At 64.7% G+C, this 18,358-nt stretch carries 18 protein-coding genes and 3 tRNA genes; 11 read left to right on the forward strand and 10 right to left on the reverse strand.

The window, feature by feature from the left end:
- Positions 1 to 4: 4 nt before the first annotated feature.
- A complete protein-coding gene (locus AC1RMD_RS03475; protein WP_492923691.1) occupies positions 5 to 1,210 on the reverse strand; it encodes an MFS transporter in 1,206 nt (401 codons plus the stop codon).
- Between the two features lie 61 nt (positions 1,211 to 1,271).
- On the opposite strand from AC1RMD_RS03475, the gene AC1RMD_RS03480 reads away from it, so the two are divergent.
- Positions 1,272 to 2,075, forward strand: a complete 804-nt coding sequence (locus AC1RMD_RS03480) for an AraC family transcriptional regulator (protein ID WP_492923693.1) — start codon at positions 1,272 to 1,274, stop codon at positions 2,073 to 2,075.
- Here AC1RMD_RS03480 and AC1RMD_RS03485 read toward each other — a convergent pair.
- Positions 2,072 to 3,565, reverse strand: a complete 1,494-nt coding sequence (locus AC1RMD_RS03485; RefSeq protein WP_492923695.1) for a sensor histidine kinase — start codon at positions 3,563 to 3,565, stop codon at positions 2,072 to 2,074. The genes AC1RMD_RS03480 and AC1RMD_RS03485 overlap by 4 nt on opposite strands.
- Complete coding sequence (locus AC1RMD_RS03490; RefSeq protein ID WP_492923697.1) at positions 3,562 to 4,278, reverse strand: response regulator transcription factor; 717 nt, start codon at positions 4,276 to 4,278, stop codon at positions 3,562 to 3,564. The genes AC1RMD_RS03485 and AC1RMD_RS03490 overlap by 4 nt, the downstream gene beginning before the upstream one ends.
- A gap of 151 nt (positions 4,279 to 4,429) precedes the next feature.
- Between AC1RMD_RS03490 and msrB the strand changes: the two genes are divergently transcribed.
- From msrB to AC1RMD_RS03525, 7 genes are read left to right on the forward strand one after another with little or no spacing between them, the layout of a single operon-like run.
- A complete protein-coding gene (gene msrB / locus AC1RMD_RS03495) occupies positions 4,430 to 4,924 on the forward strand; it encodes a peptide-methionine (R)-S-oxide reductase MsrB (protein ID WP_492923699.1) in 495 nt (164 codons plus the stop codon).
- Positions 4,925 to 4,971: 47 nt separating this feature from the next.
- Positions 4,972 to 5,685: a peptide-methionine (S)-S-oxide reductase MsrA gene (gene msrA / locus AC1RMD_RS03500; RefSeq protein ID WP_492923701.1), complete on the forward strand. Its 714-nt coding sequence runs from the start codon at positions 4,972 to 4,974 to the stop codon at positions 5,683 to 5,685.
- Positions 5,686 to 5,720: 35 nt separating this feature from the next.
- Positions 5,721 to 6,770: an ABC transporter substrate-binding protein gene (locus AC1RMD_RS03505; protein WP_492923703.1), complete on the forward strand. Its 1,050-nt coding sequence runs from the start codon at positions 5,721 to 5,723 to the stop codon at positions 6,768 to 6,770.
- Positions 6,767 to 7,351, forward strand: coding sequence for an SCO family protein (locus AC1RMD_RS03510; RefSeq protein WP_492923705.1), 585 nt, complete (start codon positions 6,767 to 6,769; stop codon positions 7,349 to 7,351). Before AC1RMD_RS03505 ends, AC1RMD_RS03510 begins: the two co-directional genes overlap by 4 nt.
- Positions 7,348 to 7,806: a cupredoxin domain-containing protein gene (locus AC1RMD_RS03515; RefSeq protein WP_492923707.1), complete on the forward strand. Its 459-nt coding sequence runs from the start codon at positions 7,348 to 7,350 to the stop codon at positions 7,804 to 7,806. Before AC1RMD_RS03510 ends, AC1RMD_RS03515 begins: the two co-directional genes overlap by 4 nt.
- Before the next feature lie 9 nt (positions 7,807 to 7,815).
- Complete coding sequence (locus AC1RMD_RS03520) at positions 7,816 to 8,574, forward strand: ABC transporter permease (RefSeq protein ID WP_492923709.1); 759 nt, start codon at positions 7,816 to 7,818, stop codon at positions 8,572 to 8,574.
- The gene (locus AC1RMD_RS03525) at positions 8,564 to 9,298 is read left to right on the forward strand and encodes an ABC transporter ATP-binding protein (protein ID WP_492923711.1); all 735 of its coding nucleotides are present in this window, start codon (positions 8,564 to 8,566) and stop codon (positions 9,296 to 9,298) included. The genes AC1RMD_RS03520 and AC1RMD_RS03525 overlap by 11 nt, the downstream gene beginning before the upstream one ends.
- Here AC1RMD_RS03525 and AC1RMD_RS03530 read toward each other — a convergent pair.
- The 4 genes from AC1RMD_RS03530 to earP all read right to left on the reverse strand — a co-directional run bounded on the left by AC1RMD_RS03530 (position 9,291) and on the right by earP (position 14,079).
- A complete protein-coding gene (locus AC1RMD_RS03530; protein WP_492923713.1) occupies positions 9,291 to 10,307 on the reverse strand; it encodes an alpha/beta fold hydrolase in 1,017 nt (338 codons plus the stop codon). The genes AC1RMD_RS03525 and AC1RMD_RS03530 overlap by 8 nt on opposite strands.
- Positions 10,308 to 10,416: 109 nt before the next feature.
- On the reverse strand, positions 10,417 to 12,024 hold the full coding sequence (locus AC1RMD_RS03535) for an amidase (RefSeq protein ID WP_492923715.1): 1,608 nt from the start codon (positions 12,022 to 12,024) through the stop codon (positions 10,417 to 10,419).
- A 192-nt stretch (positions 12,025 to 12,216) separates the two neighbouring features.
- Complete coding sequence (locus AC1RMD_RS03540) at positions 12,217 to 12,792, reverse strand: elongation factor P (RefSeq protein ID WP_116988197.1); 576 nt, start codon at positions 12,790 to 12,792, stop codon at positions 12,217 to 12,219.
- A 132-nt stretch (positions 12,793 to 12,924) separates the two neighbouring features.
- The gene (gene earP / locus AC1RMD_RS03545; protein ID WP_492923717.1) at positions 12,925 to 14,079 is read right to left on the reverse strand and encodes an elongation factor P maturation arginine rhamnosyltransferase EarP; all 1,155 of its coding nucleotides are present in this window, start codon (positions 14,077 to 14,079) and stop codon (positions 12,925 to 12,927) included.
- A 164-nt stretch (positions 14,080 to 14,243) separates the two neighbouring features.
- On the opposite strand from earP, the gene AC1RMD_RS03550 reads away from it, so the two are divergent.
- The 3 genes from AC1RMD_RS03550 to AC1RMD_RS03560 all read left to right on the forward strand — a co-directional run bounded on the left by AC1RMD_RS03550 (position 14,244) and on the right by AC1RMD_RS03560 (position 17,881).
- Positions 14,244 to 15,455, forward strand: coding sequence for a hypothetical protein (locus AC1RMD_RS03550; protein WP_492923719.1), 1,212 nt, complete (start codon positions 14,244 to 14,246; stop codon positions 15,453 to 15,455).
- 93 nt (positions 15,456 to 15,548) lie between these two features.
- On the forward strand, positions 15,549 to 15,842 hold the full coding sequence (locus AC1RMD_RS03555) for a hypothetical protein (protein WP_492923721.1): 294 nt from the start codon (positions 15,549 to 15,551) through the stop codon (positions 15,840 to 15,842).
- Between the two features lie 11 nt (positions 15,843 to 15,853).
- The gene (locus AC1RMD_RS03560; RefSeq protein ID WP_492923723.1) at positions 15,854 to 17,881 is read left to right on the forward strand and encodes a S8 family serine peptidase; all 2,028 of its coding nucleotides are present in this window, start codon (positions 15,854 to 15,856) and stop codon (positions 17,879 to 17,881) included.
- A 44-nt stretch (positions 17,882 to 17,925) separates the two neighbouring features.
- On the opposite strand, the gene AC1RMD_RS03565 is transcribed toward AC1RMD_RS03560, so the two are convergent.
- From AC1RMD_RS03565 to AC1RMD_RS03575, 3 genes are all read right to left on the reverse strand, one after another.
- Positions 17,926 to 18,001 (reverse strand) — tRNA-Glu (locus tag AC1RMD_RS03565).
- Positions 18,002 to 18,051: 50 nt separating this feature from the next.
- Positions 18,052 to 18,127: transfer RNA gene (locus AC1RMD_RS03570), tRNA-Glu, on the reverse strand.
- 152 nt (positions 18,128 to 18,279) lie between these two features.
- Positions 18,280 to 18,355 (reverse strand) — tRNA-Glu (locus AC1RMD_RS03575).
- Between the last annotated feature and the right edge of the window lie 3 nt (positions 18,356 to 18,358).

The following is an 18,358-nucleotide window of genomic DNA, read 5'->3' on the forward strand; positions in this document are numbered from 1 at the left end:
TCGTTTAGCGGTGCGGCTGCTCGATATGCGGCAGCAGCACCGTCAGGATGCCCAGCAACGGCAGGAACGAACACAGTTTGTACACATGGGCGATGCCGGCTACGTCGGCGATATGCCCCATGGCGGCGGCGCCGATGCCGCTCACGCCAAACATCAATCCAAAGAAGATCCCCGCAATCATGCCGACCTTGCCCGGCATGAGCTCCTGCGCGAACACCACGATGGCGGAAAACGCCGACGAGATCACGAAGCCGATCACCACCGACAGCACGGCCGTCCAGAACAGATCGACATAAGGCAGTATCAGCGTGAACGGCGCCGCGCCGAGGATGGAGATCCAGATCACGCGCTTGCGGCCGATGCGGTCGCCGATCGGCCCACCCATGAAGGTGCCCGCCGCCACCGCCGCCAAAAACAGGAACAGGTACAACTGCGCCGACGATACCGACAGGCCGAATTTATCGATCAGGTAGAAGGTGTAGTAGCTGCTCAAGCTGGACATGTAGATGTACTTGGAGAAGACCAGCAGCGCCAGCACCGTCAGTGCGCCATACACGCGGGCTTTAGATAAGGGCGATACGGCATGCGAGACGGCTTTGCGCGGCAGCCCGGCCAGGTGCGCGCTATGCCAGCGGCCGACACACACCAGCACCGCAATCGCCACCATCACCAGCAACGCGAACCAGGCGATATTGCCCTGCCCCCGGCCGATGATGATGGCTGCGGCCAGCAAGGGCCCAAGCGCCGAGCCGACATTGCCGCCCACCTGGAACAGCGATTGCGCAAAGCCGAACCGCCCACCCGAGGCGATGCGCGCCACGCGCGAAGCCTCCGGGTGGAAGGTCGAGGAACCGACGCCGATCAGCGCGGCGGCCACCAGCAAAGCCGGGAAGCTGCCGGCGATGGACATCATCAGCACGCCGATCAGCGTGGCGACCATCCCCAGCGGCAGCAGAAATGGCATCGGGCGACGGTCGGTGTACAGCCCTATCCATGGTTGCAACAAGGAGGCGGTGCACTGGAAGACCAGGGTGATCAGGCCGACCTGTGTGAACGTCAGGCCGAACTGCACCTTCAGCATCGGGTAGATCGACGGCAGCATCGCCTGCGTCAGGTCGTTCAGCAGATGGACCAGGGCGACGGCGCCGAGGATGGAGATAACGGTGTCGCCGTGCGGGCGACTGGCGGGAGCAAGTGTGGATGTATTCATGGCAGCCAGTGTAATATGGTCGAAAACCCGATCTATTCCATTTTTCGTCGAATAAGTGACAATGAAAGCTCTCCAACGCAGCGGCGACCATCGCGATTATCAGCGCGTGCCACGCGTGGTCACGGCAATGGCGCGCGACGCGGTGCACGGTGTATCGGCAGCCCCGCACAGCCACGAACGCGCGCAGCTGCTATATGCCACCGAAGGACTGATGAAGGTGAAGACCGCCTTCGGCGTCTGGATACTGCCGCCGCGCCGCGCGCTGTTCATCCCGCCCGGCGTGGTGCATCAATGGACTTCTCTGAGCCGCGTGACGATGCGGACCATCTACATCGAGGCCGCAACCGCGCAGGCTTTCGGCGATGCCTGCCGCGTGATCGAAGTCAGCCCGCTGCTGCGCGAGCTGATACTGTCGCTGCTGGATGAGCCGATCGAATATCCGCTACCCGGCCGCGGCGAACATCTGGCGATGCTGATCCTGTCCGAACTGGCGGCGGCGGAGACGGTGCCGATCGCGATCCCCTGGCCGCGCGACCGGCGCCTGCTGGCCGTCTGCGAAGCCATCGTGGACGACCCGGGCAGCCCGCGCACCATCGAGGACTGGGCCGCCGAAGCCGGCGCCAGCGCGCGTACTTTGATACGCTTGTTCCCCAAGGAGACCGGTCTGCATTACCGTCAGTGGGTGCAGCAGGTGCATCTGGCCGAGGCGTTCGGCCGCTTGGCGCGCGGCGACGGTGTGGGCGAGATCGCGGCGGCGCTGGGCTATGCCAGTCCGAGCGCATTCAGCGCGATGTTCCGCCGCATACTCGGCAAGACGCCACAGCATTATCTGAACAGCTGGCGCGCGCCGTTGCAGTCAGCTTAAGCCATTGCCAGCGTAAAGCGGAACAAGGCCCCGCTCTGCGGCAGGCGGACCAATTCGATGCTGCTGTCGTGCAGTTGCAGGATGCGGCTGACGATCAGCAGGCCCAAGCCCCCTTCCCTGTGCTCGCCGCGCAGCGCGAATGGGCGGCGGAACAGCACATCCTCCATCTCCGCTGGAATGCCAGGGCCGGTATCGCCGACGGTGATGCGGGCCTGACCTGACGCATCCGGCGCCACCGTGATTTCGACCGTGCCGCCTGGCGGCGTATGGCGGATCGCGTTGTCGAACAGGTTGGTCAGCACCCGCTCGATCATGCCCAGGTCCGCGCGCACCATCGGCGCCGGATGCGGCAGCACGGCGTTCAGGTGCAGCTGCTTTTCCACGGCGCGCAGTTCGAATTTCTGGAACACGTCCTGTATCAGATCGCTGAGCGAAAAGGCTTCGATCTCCGGCGCCACCGCACCATGCTCCAGGCGCGCCAGCTCGAACAAGGCCTGCGCCAGACGCCCCACCTTGCGGCTCTGCGCCAGCGCGATGCCAAGGTAGTGTTGGCGGCCAGCCGCGTCCAGCGTTTCGTCCTTCAGCGACAAGGTCTCCAGGTAACCATGCAGCGAACCAAGCGGCGTGCGCAGGTCATGCGAGATGTTCGCCACCACTTCGCGGCGCTCGTGGTCCAGCTGGCGCATGGTCTGCCATTGCTCGTTGATGCGCTCCGCCATTTCGCCGTAAGTACGCTCCAAGATCGCGATCTCGTCGCGCGGCCCGCCGGCATTGGGCGGCGGCAGCACCAGCTGCTCGGCCTTGGTGTCCAGCTGGCGCATGGTCGCGGTCAGGCGATGCAATGGCCGCGTGATCAGGCGGAAGGCAACCAGGCCGGCCAACAGTCCTAGCAAGGCCACGATCGCCATCGACCACAAGGTTGTGCGCAGCACCGAGCTGGCGGTGGCGCGCGCGGCAAGCCGGTCGTGCTCCTCGCTTTGCAGGATGACGTAGATGTAGCCGACCTTGCGCTCGTCCATGCGCAGTACGGCCGCGCTGAACACCTTGCGGCCGCTGGCGCTGCGCGGGTCGTCGCCCTGGATCGGCAAGGGCTGGTTGTCCAGCAAGCGACGGATCGGTTCAAGGTTCACATGGTCGCGCTTCAGATGGCCGGCCGGCGCGGCGTGGCCGACGATGCGCCCGTCCATGTCCAGCAGGTAGACCTCGACATTGGGATTGACCACCATCAGCTGGCCGAACAGGCGGCGCACCGTTTCGGGACCGAGCCCCACACTGGCCTGCGCGCCGGGCGCTGGCGCGGGATCGCCGTTCGCATGCATCAGCTGCGCGTCGAGCGCGATACTGCGCGCCAGTCCGCGCGACAGGCCCTGCACCACTTCCTTTTCATGCATGATGTTGGCGCGGATCTGCAACCACGCGGAGGCGCCGCAGCACGCCAGCAACAGCACCGAGAACACCAGCGACAGCCGCTGAGACAGGCTCAGATTCATTCCGCAGGCCCGCCGTTGGCAAAGCGGTAGCCCTTGCCCCATACGGTCAGGATGCGGGCCGGCTCGGCGGGATCGGCTTCGATCTTGGCGCGCAGGCGGTTGATGTGGGTGTTGACCGTATGCTCGTAGCCGTCGTGCTGGTAGCCCCACACCTGGTTGAGCAGGTCCAGTCGCGAGAATACTTTTTCGGGGTGCTTGACGAAGAAGTACAGCAGGTCGAATTCACGCGGCGTCAGATCCAACTGGCGGCCTTCGACCTGGGCTTGCCGGGTCAATGGATCGAGACGCACGCCGTTCAGCTCCAGCGCGCCGGACTCGTTGCGCTGGTTGCGGGCCATGGCGTCGGCACGGCGCAGCAGCGCCTTGACGCGGGCCACCAGCTCCAGCACCGAGAACGGCTTGACCAGGTAATCGTCCGCGCCCAGCTCCAGGCCGAGGATGCGGTGCACTTCGCTGGAGCGGGCGCTGGTGATGATGATGGGCGTGTAGGTCGCCATCGCCCGCGCCTGGCGGCAGATCTCCAGGCCATCCACGCCGGGCAACATCAGGTCGAGGATCAGCGCGTCCCAGCCGCCGGTGCGCAGCTGTGCCAGGCCCTGGTTGCCATCGGCGCAATGGGTGACCTGATAGCCCTCGTCCTGCAAATGCAGTCGCAGCAAGTCGGCGATGGGCATATCATCCTCAACGATCAGGACGCGTTTTGGTAAATCCATAGTCAGTCGGGCCGGGTAGAAGTCTGGGTGCCGCCATTGTGCGGGATTCCTGCCTTGGAAAGTATCACATTTAATTGAAGTTTACGTGAGGATTTCGCCAGCCCTTCCCGGCCACAATGGCTGCATCGACATTCCACTTTATGGAGTACTTATGACGTCCAGACGCAATTTTCTCCTGACTAGCGGCGCCGCCCTGATGACAGGCGCCGCAGTTCTAAGATGGCGCGCCGCCCATGCCGCGCCGGCTCCGACCTGGGAAGTAACCCACACAGACGCCGAATGGCGCGCCCTGCTCTCGCCCGCGCAATACGAGATTCTGCGGCGCGGCGGCACGGAACGGCCGTTCAGCAGCCCGCTCTACAAGGAGCATCGCGCCGGTAAATTCTTCTGTGCAGGTTGCCAGAATCCTTTGTTCTCGTCCGCGACAAAATTCGATAGCGGCACCGGCTGGCCCAGTTTCTGGAAGCCGCTGGAACGCGGCGTCCACACCAGCCGCACGACGTCGCTGGGTTTCCGTGGCGCGGAGGTGCAGTGCCGCCGCTGCGGCGGGCATCTGGGCGACGTGTTCGACGACGGCCCGGAACCAACCGGCCTGCGTTACTGCATCGATGGCCTGGCGCTGACTTTCACGCCCGGCGCGGCTTGACTGAGGTTAAGCACCATGTTGTTTTTGGTTGAAACGGAGAGCACATTATGAACAGTATCCTGAAAAATTGGGGCGGCCCTGCGGCGCTGGTCGGCGCGGCCATCTTCGGCGTGGCGCTGTGGCAGCAGCCGGCGGAATCGGCGGAAGTGGCGGTGGCGATCGCACCGCCGGCGGTCGATGAACCTGCCGGCGCCGGGCACACGGCCATCGCGATCTTTGCCGGCGGCTGCTTCTGGGGCATGCAGGGCGTGTTCCAGCATGTGAAAGGCGTCAGCAACGCCGTCTCAGGCTATGCCGGCGGCGACAGCCGCAGCGCCAACTACGACGCCGTCAGCGGCGGCGACACCGGCCATGCGGAAAGCGTGAAGATCACCTACGACCCGGCGCAGATCAGCTACGGCAAGCTGCTGCAGATCTTCTTCTCGGTGGCGCACAATCCAACGGAGCTCAATCGCCAGGGGCCGGACAGCGGCACCCAATACCGTTCGGCGATCTTCCCGCAAACGCCGGCGCAGCGCAGCGTGGCGGAAAGGTACATCGCCCAACTGGATGCGTCGCGCGTGTTCAGGAAACCGCTGGCGACCAGGATCGAAATGGATAAGGCCTTCTACCCAGCCGAGACCTATCACCAGAACTTCCTGACACTGCACCCCAGCCATCCGTACATCGCCTTCAACGACCTGCCGAAGGTCGAGAACCTGAAGCGTATCGCGCCGGATGTGTATCGCGCAGATCCGGTGCTGGTCCATAAAGGGCTGTAGTACAATTACAGCAAAATACTATGCGGCCAAGCGCCATGGATACCAGAGACGATCCCTCCCCCGATTCACCGCTGCGCCGCCGGCTGCTGGGCGGCCTGCTGTCCGCCGCCGCACCTGCGCTGCCACTGATTCTGCCGTCCAGCGCGCGCGCGGCCGATGCCCCCATCCAGGTCGGAGGCTTGCCCGTCACCTGCAATCTGACGCTGCCGGTGGCCTGCATGGCGAAGGCCGCCGATGCGGGCAAACCGGGCGCCCTGCCGCGCGGCTTCGAGTACAGCAAATACAACGGCTGGCCCGAGGTCAAGGAATCGCTGATGACAGGCCGCATCCAGGCCGCCTACATGCTGGCGCCATTGGTGATGGACCTTGCCGACAAGCGCATCCCGGTCAAGATCGTCTCGCTGGGTCACCGTTCGGGCGCCGTCATCATGGTGCGCACCGACTCTACGCATAAAAAATTTTCCGACCTGCGCGGCAAGCGCATCGCCATACCAAGCCGCTTCGCGGTGGACTTCCTGTTCCTGCGCAAAATGCTGGCGCGCGAGAAGATGACGCCGAAAGATATCGAGATCGTCGAGATGGCGCCACCGGACATGCCGGCCGCGCTGTACGCCAAGGCGGTGGACGGCTACTGCACCGGCGAGCCTTTCGGCGCCGCCGCGCAGCGTGCAGGCTACGCCCGTCCGCTGGCGATGACGCGCGACGAGTGGCGCAACTACATCTGCTGCGTGCTGACGGTGCGCGAAGAACTGATCAAGGAAAATCGCCCGCTGGTGCAGGAGCTGGTCAACTACGTGCAGGCCGCCGGCAGCTGGCTCGATTCCACGCCGGTCAGCCGCGAGAAGGCGATCACCATCGCCGCCGGCCGCAAGTACTTCAACCAGGACCCGAACATCCTGCGCTTCGTGATGCAGAACCCGGCCGACCGGGTGACCTACGGCGACCTGCGCATGATACGCGCCGAGTTCGACGAATTGATGCAGCTGTCGATCGAAGCCGGCACCATCAAGCGTCCCATCGCCTACGAATCCTATGTTGACGAGAGCTTCGTCAAGGCCATCAAACCGGTGACCATCAACATATGAGCAAGTTGAGGATAGCGTTACTGGCGATGTCGATCGCGTTCGGCGCGCAAGCTGCCGACACCCTGAAGCTGAAAGCCGGCGTGTTCGACCCGCCGCGCATGGCGCCCGACTTCGCGGTGCGCGGCTCGGACGGCAAGGAACTGAAACTAAGCCAGTACCGGGGCAAGCTGGTGCTGCTGGAATTCGGCTACACCTCGTGCGTGGATGTGTGCCCGGTGTCCTTGGGGATGCTGGCGGAGGCGCGCCGGCAGATGGGCGCCCAGGCCAGCCAGCTACAGGTCATCTACGTCACCGTCGATCCCGAACGCGACACGCCCGAGCGCATGCGGAACTATCTGCGCGCTTTCGATCCAACCTTCATCGGCGCCACCGGCACGCCGCAGCAGATGGCGCGCGTGCGCCAGGACTACGGCATCACCGCCACCAAGAAGATGATCGACGGTAGCAAGACCGATTACATCGTCGGCCATTCCTCGTACCTGTACTTCGTCGATCGCAAGGGAAGCTTGCGCGCGTTGCTGCCGTTCGGACGCACCGCCGCCGACGTGGTGCACGACGCCACGCTGCTGTTGAAGAATTGAGTACGCAGCGTCCACGCAAACCGGCCGTCATCGTGCTGGGTCTTGCCGCAGCCGGCCTTGCGGCGGTGTGCGCGTGGGCCGCGCTGGCGCCGGTCTCCCTACCCTCGCGCGACGAGCTGTTTGAAATCCCCAACGGCACCTGGGCACGCCGCATGGCCGGCGACAAGGTGGAAATCCTGCCTTCCGAAATCCATCTGACGCAGGGCGCGAACGACGTGCTCCTGCTGCGCAACAAGGACAGCGTGCCGCAGATTTTCGGGCCGGTGCTGATCATGCCGGGCCAGAGTTTCCGGCTGCCGTTCGAAACCGTCTCCGTCAACGACTTCGCCTGCACCGCGCACGCCAGCGGGCAAATGCGGGTGGTGGTCGACGCCATGCCAAGCGCCGGCTGGCCGCGCCTGAAGTGGCGCGCCCTGCGTGCCTGGGCGCGCGCGCCGCATATGTTCTCAACCTGATTGGACGTTATGGAAAAACTCAAGAAAATCCTGCCTCCGCTGGCGGTGCTGGCCGCGCTGATCGCCTTGTGGTGGATCGTCGTGGTGCAGACCGAGAGCGTGATCTTCCCGACGCCGCTGCAAGTGGTGACCGGCACCCTGGAACTGGCCGAAGACGGCACGTTGTGGGAACATATCGGCGCCTCGCTGTTCCGCGTCGGCACCGGCTTCGGGCTGGCGGCGGCGATGGCGATTCCGCTGGGCCTGTGGATGGGGCGCGTGGACGGCGCCTACATCACACTCAATCCTATCTTCCAGATCCTGCGGCCGATCTCGCCGATCGCGTGGATACCGCTGGCGATCCTGTGGTTCGGCGTAGGCAACCTATCGCCGATCTTCCTGATTTTTATCGCCGCCGTGTTCCCGATGATCGTGCAGACCGCGTCCGGCGTGCACACCATCGAACGACGCTACCTGCGGGCGGCCGAGAACTTCGGCGTTTCCAAAGCCACGCTGTTCCGGCAGGTGATCATACCTGCGGTGCTGCCGGAGATTATCGTCGGCATGCGCATTGCGCTGGGCGTGGCGTGGCTGGTGGTGGTGGCGGCCGAGATGATCGCGCTGCGCTCCGGCCTGGGCTACCTGATCATGGACTCGCGCAACGCCGGCAACCGCTATGACCTGGTCATCGCCGGCATGATCATCATCGGCGTCATCGGCCTGATACTGGACGTGGCGATGCGCAAACTCGAAGGCCTCAAATCGGTAAGGTGGCGCTATGGACGCTAAAATCGTCGTCAACGATATCAAGAAAAACTTCAAGGAACTGCCGGTGGTCGGCGGCGTCAGCCTGGATGTGAAGGATGGCGAATTCGTCGCCATCGTCGGCCCGTCCGGCTGCGGCAAATCGACGCTGATGAAGATCATCGCCGGCTTCGAGCAGCCCAGCTCGGGCGAGGTGCGCATCGACGGCACGGTGCGGCGCGGGCCTAGCCCCAAGGGCATCGCGATCTCGCAGCATGGCTCGGTGTTCCCGTGGCTGACGGTGCAGCAGAACCTGATGTTCGGCCTGACCGGCAACGGCCATGGCGACAAGTCGGCGCTGGCCGATCACTATGCCGAGATGGTGGGCTTAAAAGGTTTCGAGAACAGCTACCCGCACGAGCTATCGGGCGGCATGCTGAAACGGGTCGAGCTGGCGCGGGCCTTCGTCGTCAAGCCGGAGATCCTGTACATGGACGAGCCCTTCTCCGCGCTGGACGCGTTGATGAACCTGAAGATGCGCACCGAGCTGCTGCGCATCCTTTCCGAGGAACGCCACACGGTGATCCTGATCACGCACGATGTGGAGGAAGCGCTGTTCATGGCGGACCGCATCCTGGTGCTGTCGCCGCGGCCGACGCGGATACAGGCGACGTTCGACGTGCCGCATCCGCATCCGCGCAAGCTGTCCCGTCCCGAATTCCAGGAGATGAAGGAACAGATCCTGCGCGAACTGGGTGTGACTATTTGACCTGCTTGAGCACTTCCAGCACGGCCTCGGTCACGGCTTCGGGCTTGTCGGCCTGAATCCCGTGGCCGGCACCGGCCACGATGCGCTGCGTGCCGCGCGTAGACAGCGCGGCCATCTGCTTCTGGATCGCGACGTTCTCGTCCTCCATCGCCTTATTCAGCGCGCTTTGCGGCTGGTTCGGCACCGCGTATGGGCTCACGCCGCGCGTCAGCACCACCAGCGGCAGGTCGCCGAGCGGACGGCGCAAGGCGCGCAGTTGTTCGTCGCTGTCCTTGATCGCGTTCCATTCCGCCACCGTGGTGCGCCAATAGGTCGGCTTGCGCTCCTGCGCCAGCACCACCGGTCCAAGCGCGGGACCGAAGAAGGTCGACGGATCGCCGATGCAGTTCTTCTGCTGCTGGCTGCCGGCGGCGATGCCCTTGCCTTTGCTGGCGGCGGCCAGGCAGTACTGGTTCTGCTGCTCGACCATGCCGTAGATCTGCTTGATCTTGCCATCGGTGGCTTTATCGAGGCGGCTGGTTTCGTCTTCATGCTGCGCTTCGACCAACACCAGGCCCTTGACCTCGTCCGGGTAGCGATAGGTGTAGACCTGCACATTGGCGCCGCCGAGCGAGTTGCCGACCAGGATATACGGCGGCTTGACGCCGGCGCCGTCCAGCAGCTTGTGCAGATCCTCGACCACATTTTCGGAAGTGTTAGGACGCGTTGCGGGGTCGCTGAAGCCGTAGCCGGCGCGGTCGAACACACAGGCGCGCGTATGCTTGGCCACTTCCGGCTGCACCTTGAGCCACGCCCAGCCCGCGTCGCCGGACGGCGAGTCGAACAACACGGTGGTGGCGCCCTCGCCGCTGCAATGCAAATTCATCTTGCGGCCGCCGACATCGATCAGCTGCTGCGGCTTGGCGAACGCGCGGCCGCTATCGCTCTTCAAAGCGGAAGCCGCCAGTACCGGTGAAACCACGCCGGCGGCCAGCGCCAGCAGTGCAAGACGGAACAAAGGTCTGGTCATTCATTTCCTCCTCAGAAATGGGGTCAAGTCTGACATTCGGACACGGGCTCAAGCTTATCAACTTTACTACAGTTGTGCTCGTGTCCGAATGTCAGACTTGACCCTCTTTTTAGCGGACGGCGAGGGAGACGCTGGCGGGGAATTGCGGGGCGCGGCGGTGTAGCGTCGCTTGTTCGTAGGAGTAGGCCATGCGGATCAGCACGGCTTCGCTGTAGGCGGCGCCGACGAACGATAAACCTACCGGCAGGCCGTGCACATACCCCGCCGGCACCGTGATGTGCGGGTAGCCCGCCACCGCCGCCGGCGACGAGAAGCTGCCGCCGAAGTGGTCGCCGTTGATGAAGTCGGTCAGCCAGGCCGGGCCGCCGGTCGGCGCCACCAGGGCGTCGAGCTGGTGCTCGCGCAGCGCCTGGTCGATGCCTTCGGCGCGCGAGTAGCGCTGGTTGTTGGCCAGCGCGTCGCGGTAGGCCGGGGTGTCGAGATCGCCCTTGGCGTGCGCGCGCTCCAGGTATTCCTGGCCGAAGTACGGCAGCTCTTGCTGCTGGTTTTTCTGGTTGAAGGCGATGACGTCGGCCATGTTGGCCACCGGCGCGTGCGGCGCGTAGTCCTTCAGGTAGGCCGCCAGGTCGGCCTTGAATTCGTACAGCAGCACTTCGGTTTCGCTGTCGCCGTATTTGCTGATGTTGGGCACTTCGGTGTCGACCAGGATCGCGCCCTGCGCCTTCAGGTCCAGCAGCGCTTTTTCGATCACGGCGTCCAGCTCGTCGTTGGTGCCGAAGAAGTTGCGCGCCACGCCGATGCGCTTGCCCTTCAAGCCGCCCTTCTCCAGCGCGGCGCGGTAGTCGCCGGCCTTGCCGGCGCCTTGCTGCGTGATCGGATCCCTGGCGTCGACGCCGGTCATCGCGGCCAGCATCAGCGCGGCGTCGGCGACGCTGCGCGCCATCGGGCCGGCCGTGTCCTGCGAGTGGGCGATCGGGATGATGCCGCTGCGGCTGACCAGTCCCAGCGTCGGCTTGATGCCGACCAGGCCGCAGATCGAGGCCGGCGAGACGATCGAGCCGTCGGTCTCGGTGCCGACCGCCAGCGTCGCCAGGCCGGCGGCAATCGCCGCGCCCGAGCCGGAGCTGGAGCCGCTGCAATTGCGGTCCAGCGAATACGGATTGAGCGTCAGGCCGCCGCGTCCGCTCCAGCCGCTGACCGAATGCGGCGAGCGCATATTGGCCCATTCGCTGAGGTTGGTCTTGCCGATGATGACGGCGCCGGCCGCGCGCAACTGGGCGGCGACGTGGGCGTCGCGCGCGGCGCGGACGCCGTTCAGCGCCAGCGAACCGGCGGTGGTGCTCATGCGGTCGCCGGTGGCGATGTTGTCTTTGAGGAGGACGGGAATACCGTGCAACGGGCCGCGCACGCGCTTGAGGTTGCGCTCGCGGTCCATTTCCAGCGCGATCTTCAGCGCTTCAGGATTGATTTCGATGATGGCGTTGAGGCGCGGGCCGGCTTTGTCGATGGTCTTGATGCGGGCCAGGTATTGCGAAGTCAGCGAGTGCGAGGTCAGCTTGCCGGCCTCCATCATCTGCTGCTGCTCCCAGACGCCGGCATCGAGGATGCCGCCGGGACCGTGCTTGGACGCCGCACCGGCCGGCGCCGCCAGCACCCGGTGGCTGCCCGCCGCGGCGCCCGCCGCCACGCCAAAACGAACGAATTCCCTGCGATCCATGCCATCCTCGTGAGTGGTTTGAACTGATCACCAATGCGCACTATTTATTGCGTTGCATTAATATATCAGCGTGTTGCCACCTACACTACAAAAATTATTACAAATCAGCAAATAATTACCAATTTCCAATAAAAAAAGCACGCCGGCATGTGTTTAACATGCCTGGGCGTGCTTTTTTAGCACTAAAACCGATTAGTTGCGAACGATACGCTTGTATTCGTTGGTACGGGTGTCGATTTCGATGACGTCGTCCTGGCTCACGAACAGCGGCACTTGCACGGTGTGGCGATGCGCTTCGATGGCGTTTTCGATCTTGGCTTCTTTCAGGACGTTGCCCGAAGTGTTGCCCTTGACCGCTGGTTCCGAGTACACCACCTGGCGTGCGATGGTGGTTGGCAGTTCAACCGAGATCGCTTTGCCGTCGTAGAACACGGCTTCGCATTCCATACCGTCTTTCAGGTAGTTCAGCGCTTCGCCCAGGTTTTCTTCTTCGATTTCGTATTGCTCGTAGTCGGTGTCCATGAACACGTACAGCGGATCGGCGAAGTACGAGTAGGTCACCGGCTTCTTGTCCAGAACCACCACGTCGAACTTGTCGTCGCCGCGGAACACGTTTTCCATCGGGGTGTTGGTCAGAAGATTCTTCATCTTCCATTTGTACGTGAAGCCCGTGCGGCTCGAACCGTTGACGTCGGAGCGCAGAACGATCATAGGCTTGCTGTCAACCATGATGATGTTGCCAACACGAATTTCTTTTGCAGGTTTCATAGAGAGTGTACGTAAAAAGTAGGTTGCGTAAAAATCATCTGTCGCCAGGTGCTAGGCCCAAAGCTCACGGTTGATCAGGTAAAAATGCGCTAAAGATTAACCCGGCATTATACCTTGTTTTTCCCGCACCGCCTATCTCAGCGTGGCGGCAAACGCCATCAGATTGGCGGCCAGGTCGCCGTTGGCCAGCATTTGCGCCTGCCATGCGCCGGCGCGCGCGGTCATGGCCGGCATCTGGCGCGCGAACGCCTGCCACAGCGACAGCCAGTCACTGCCCTCGCCCGCCGTCGGCGCGCCATTCCAGCGCAGCGAGAATTCGGCCAGGGCGTCGAGGTCGGTGGCGTAGCGCTGCAGGAAGGCGCGCAGTTTTTGGTGGTGCAGGTCTTCGTCCTGCGGATAGATGTGCCAGACGAAGGGCTTGCCGGCCCACTGCGCGCGCACGAAGGAATCCTCGCCGCGCACGAAGTTCAGGTCGCAGGCCCACAGCAGCTGGTCGTAGTCCGGCTGCGGCACGAAGGGTAGCACGCGCAAGGTCAGCGCGCCGTCGCTGGCGCTGGCGCCGGCCCTGGCCTCGGCGCCGAGGAAGGCTTGCACCGTCTCGGCCGCCACGCCTTCCGGCACCAGGCAGGTGACGGCCTGGTCGCCCTGGCGCCAGACGTCCAGCAGCGCCGACACCGGCGCGTGCGGATAGCAGAACAGCGAGACCTTGGTGGCCGCCATCTCGGCCGGCGTGACGCCGAAGCGCGCCAGGAACCCCGCCATCGCCGCCGGCGAGGACTGGAACTGGCGGCGCTGCTCGTCGAGCTCCGCTTCGCGCAGCAGGCCGCCGGTTTTGTCGGTGAAGCCGGGGAAGAAGAAATGCTTGGTCAGCGACAGGCGCGGATGCGGCGATGTCAGGCGATGGCAACCCTCAACCCACTCTTCCGCCGTCAGTCCTTCCAGGTTGAACCATACCGGACGCGGTTCGCACTGCGCCATCGCCTCGACGTAGCCGGGCGGGATGTCGACGGCGAAGAATTCGATGACGATGTCGGCCACGTCGGCCGGCGTGAAGACGCCGTCCTGGTCGCGCCAATGGCGCACCTGCACGCCGTCCAGCTGCTGGCTGTCGGCGGCGGCATCGACTTCGGGGCAGATGCGGCGGAAGCTGGCCAGGTCGTCGACCCACAGCGTGACGGCGATCGCGTGTTCGCGCCGCAGCTGGCGCGCCAGGCGCCAGCAAATGCCGATGTCGCCGTAGTTGTCGACAACACGGCAGAACAGATCGAGGCGGCGGAATTTCTTCATGACAGGTCGCGGAAAACGTGAGGCTGGATGATACCTGATTAACGTGCGAGGGCCACCAAGAATACCAAAACTTCCGCCGACTGGCCCAGTCCAATCCCTTCCAGCGCAGGTCCACGCGGTAGGTGGAGAGCGCTGGCCAACAGCAATCACAACAAGGAGATGTCATGAACGAGTATCAACAATACTATGCACAACAACTAGCACCACAACAACTGGGCGGCCTGGCGCCGCAAGGCTTCCTGGGCGGCTTGCTGGGCGCGCCGCTGGGCGGCCTGATCGGCCGCGGCATCGGCGGGCTGTTCGGCAATTCCCATCTCGGCAGCCAGATCGGCCAAGCGGCCGGCGGCATCGGCGGCGCCTTCCTGCCACTGGGCGTCGACCCGGTGACTGCCGCCTACGCACAACAAGCACAACAACAACAGCAGCTACAACAGCTGCAACAGGCCCAGCTCGCACCTCAGGGCTGGTTCGGCAACATCATCAAGAGCGTGGCGCAACCGCTGGGCGGCGCCATCGGCGGCGCTTTCGGTAACGCCGGCCTGGGCAACACCATCGGCGGCATCGCCGGCCAACTGGGCGGCATGCTGCCGTTCGCCGCCGATCCGGTGCAGCAAGCCTACGCCCAACAAGCAGCGCAGCTCCAACAACTACAACAGCTGCAAGCACAAGGCCTGGCGCCGCAAGGCTGGTTCGGCAACATCATCAAGAGCGTGGCGCAGCCGCTGGGCGGCATGATAGGCGGCGCCTTCGGCCATCAGGGGATCGGCAACACCATCGGCGGCATCGCCGGCCATCTGGGCGGCATGCTGCCGTTCGCGGCCGATCCGGTGACGCAAGCCTACGCACAGCAGGCCGCGCAGCTGCAAGCGCAAGGCCTGGCGCCGCAAGGCTTCTTCGGCGACCTGCTGCGCCAGCGCGCGAATACCGGCATCAGCCCACCCTTCATCAACCCACCCCTGTTCAACCGGCCCATCGGCAGCCCCGGCATCGGCTACCCCAGCCCCAACCTCGGCAACATGCTGCCGTTCGCCGCCGACCCGGTGTCGCAAGCCTATGCGCAGCAAGCCCAGGACGCGCAGCTGCAACAACTGCAACAGCTGCAAGGCCTGGCGCCGCAAGGCTGGTTCGGCAACATCATCAAGAGCGTGGCGCAACCGCTGGGCGGCGCCATCGGTGGCGCCTTCGGTAACGCGGGGCTGGGCAACACCATCGGCGGCATCGCCGGACAACTGGGCGGCATGCTGCCGTTCGGCGTCGATCCGGTGACGGCGGCTTATGCGCAGCAACAGCAGCAGCTGGCCCAGCTGACGCAACAGGCGCAAATGGCCAACGCCGGCAACACCGCGCTGTATGGCGGCGGCCAGACCCTGCACTAACCGCGCACCGAGGCGCTGACCGGACGGCGGCGCCGTCCCTGCCCTCCGACGGCGGCGGCCGCGGAGGGCGCTGCACTTCTTAAGGAGACCCTCATGTTTGAAACCCAAGGCGCGCAAGCCAAGAAGGCCAGGTATCTGATCCATGCCACCGACGGCGCGCCGTTGGCCGATTTCCTGGCGCTGGCCGACATCGACCCCGAGATCCATGTGGTCGACGTCATCGGCCCGCGCGACCAGCCGCACACGGCGGTCGTGGAAATCAGTCCCGACAAAGCCCGCGTGCTGGAGCTGCATTTCCGCAGCACCGGCACGCCCTCCCACCAATTGACGATAGAACCGGACCAGCCGCTGTCGCTTTTCGACCGCGAGCAGGCCGATCCGATTTGAAAGGAAAGTCCATGGCCAAATCCTCCAACGATGGCGCCTCGTCGCCCCCGGATCCCACACTCTCCGGCGGCGGCGAAACCGCCAGCTCGACAGAAAACCCCGGCCGTTCGTCGCGCGGCTCCAGCGGCTCCGGCTCCGGCCCGATCGCCGCCGCCGGCGACGCGACGGCCGATGCCGCCGGCGATCCCGGCCGGCGCCCGGCCGACAGCGGCGGTCGCGCAGTCGCGGCGCGCCGGAAGCAGTATGTGATCGCGCCGCGCCAGCCGGACGGCTTGCAGGCGATGAGCTTCCAGCCGCTGCAATTCTCGGCGCTGGAGCAGGCGCTACGCAGCAGCAACGACATCGAAGTGGTCGACACGGTCGGCCCGAAATCCGTGCTCGGCGCGCTGGCCGACGGCATGGGCGGCTCGCAAGGCGTGCTGGTGGCGCGCATGACGGAACAGAAAGCCTCGGTGCTGCACCAGCAAGGCCAGGGCCGGCTGCTGGTGGAACACGACCAGCACCTGAACCTGATGGATCCGGCGCTGCGCCAGCCGGCCATGGTGACCGGCGTGATGCAGGGCGGCGGCGGTCCGGTGCTCAACGCCGTGATCAGCGTGATCGGCAAGGATGGCGCGCCGCAGGCGGAAGCGGAAGTGTCGCTGTTCGGCAGCATGCTGCCGGCCAGCGGCGTGACCGACGCCAACGGCCAGGTCACGCTGTCGCTGTTCGGCGAGACGCCGGAATCGGTACGCGGCCTGTACGTCAAGCCCAAGTCCGACTACTGGAGCTTCTACCAGCGCGACCCCGACATCAGCATCGACGAGGCCAACGTGGTGTCGCTGCGCGCGCTGTCGGACTGGCCGTCGCTGGCCGGCTTCCCGCGCCAGCGCGCCTACGGCTGGGGGCAGAAGGCGATGCGGCTCGATCAGCTGCCCGGCAATTATCGCGGCCAAGGGATCAAGATCGCCATCATCGATTCCGGCGCCGCCACCACGCACGTCAACCTGAAAGGCATCAAGGCCGGCTTCGACGTGCTGAACAAGAAGACCAATCCCGACAGTTGGGACCAGGACACGCTGGGCCACGGCTCGCACTGCGCCGGCGTGATCGCGGCGGCCGACATCGCCTCGGGCATCCGCGGCTTTGCGCCGGACGCGGAGGTGCACGCCTGCAAGCTGTTCCCCGGCGGCCAGATCAGCCAGTTGATCGACGCGCTGGAATACTGCATCGACAAGCAGATCGACGTGGTCAACCTGAGCCTGGGCGGGGCCGAGGTGTCGGAAGCGCTGGAGCAGCAGATCGTGCGCGCCAAGCGGGCCGGCATCGCTTGCGTCGTCGCGGCCGGCAATTCGGGCGGCGCGGTGCAGTACCCGGCCTCGTCGCCGAACGTGCTGGCGGTGGCGGCGGTGGGCAAGCTCGACGAATTCCCGGCCGACAGCTACCACGCGCAGACGCTGGACCAGAATGTCGACGCCTACGGTTACTTCACGGCCAAGTTCAGCTGCTTCGGGCCGCAGGTGGCGGTGTGCGCGCCGGGGGTGGCGATCACCTCTTGCGTGCCGCCGAATAATTTCGCGGCCTGGGACGGCACCTCGATGGCGACACCGCACGTGACCGGGCTGGCGGCGCTGACCCTGGCGCACCACCCGGACTTCCAGTCGCCGCAGTACAAGGCGCGCGGGGCCGAGCGGGTCGAGCGGCTGTTCCAGATCATCCGCGCCAGCGCGCACCGGGTCAGCCTGGCCGACCAGAGCCGCACCGGCTTCGGCTTGCCGGATGTGCTGGTGGCGGTGGGCTTGCAGAACCAGGCCAACCAGCAGCCGGCGCAGGTGGCGCCGCAGCAGGCCGGCGTGCTGTCGCCGATGATGGCGTCGCCGCAGCTGGGCGGCGCGATGGGTAACGCCATGAGTGGCTTGATGGGCGGTGGCGCGGTCTACGATCCGCTGGGGCTGGATGTGGCGCGGGCGGCGCAGATGGCCGCCTACAGCTCGCAATGGCCGCAGCTGCACATGGGTCGCTTCCCGCTGCCGCAGCAGTACAACCCCATCATGTGGTAAGCCCGGAAAAGCAAAAAGCCGCACTAGGCGGCTTTTTGCTTGACTGGCGTCCCCAAGGGGATTCGAACCCCTGTACTCACCGTGAAAGGGTGATGTCCTAGGCCTCTAGACGATGGGGACAGAAATCTGTCCGTGCGCGTGTCCTCTGCGCCGACCTGTTAGAAAAATCCTGGCGTCCCCAGGGGGATTCGAACCCCCGTACTCACCGTGAAAGGGTGATGTCCTAGGCCTCTAGACGATGGGGACTTTTCTAAGGCGCGAATCATAGCAGTCAAATTCGCGCTTGGCAATAGCAAACCCTTGTTTTTACAGGAAAAACCCGAAACATAGTCGAGTTTGCAACAAGCCGGCGCAGGCCGCAAAAACAAAAAAGCCGCTCTAGGCGGCTTTTGCAATGCTGGCGTCCCCAGGGGGATTCGAACCCCCGTACTCACCGTGAAAGGGTGATGTCCTAGGCCTCTAGACGATGGGGACATG

It is taken from the genome of Duganella sp. GW822-FHT06D06 (assembly GCF_058799615.1).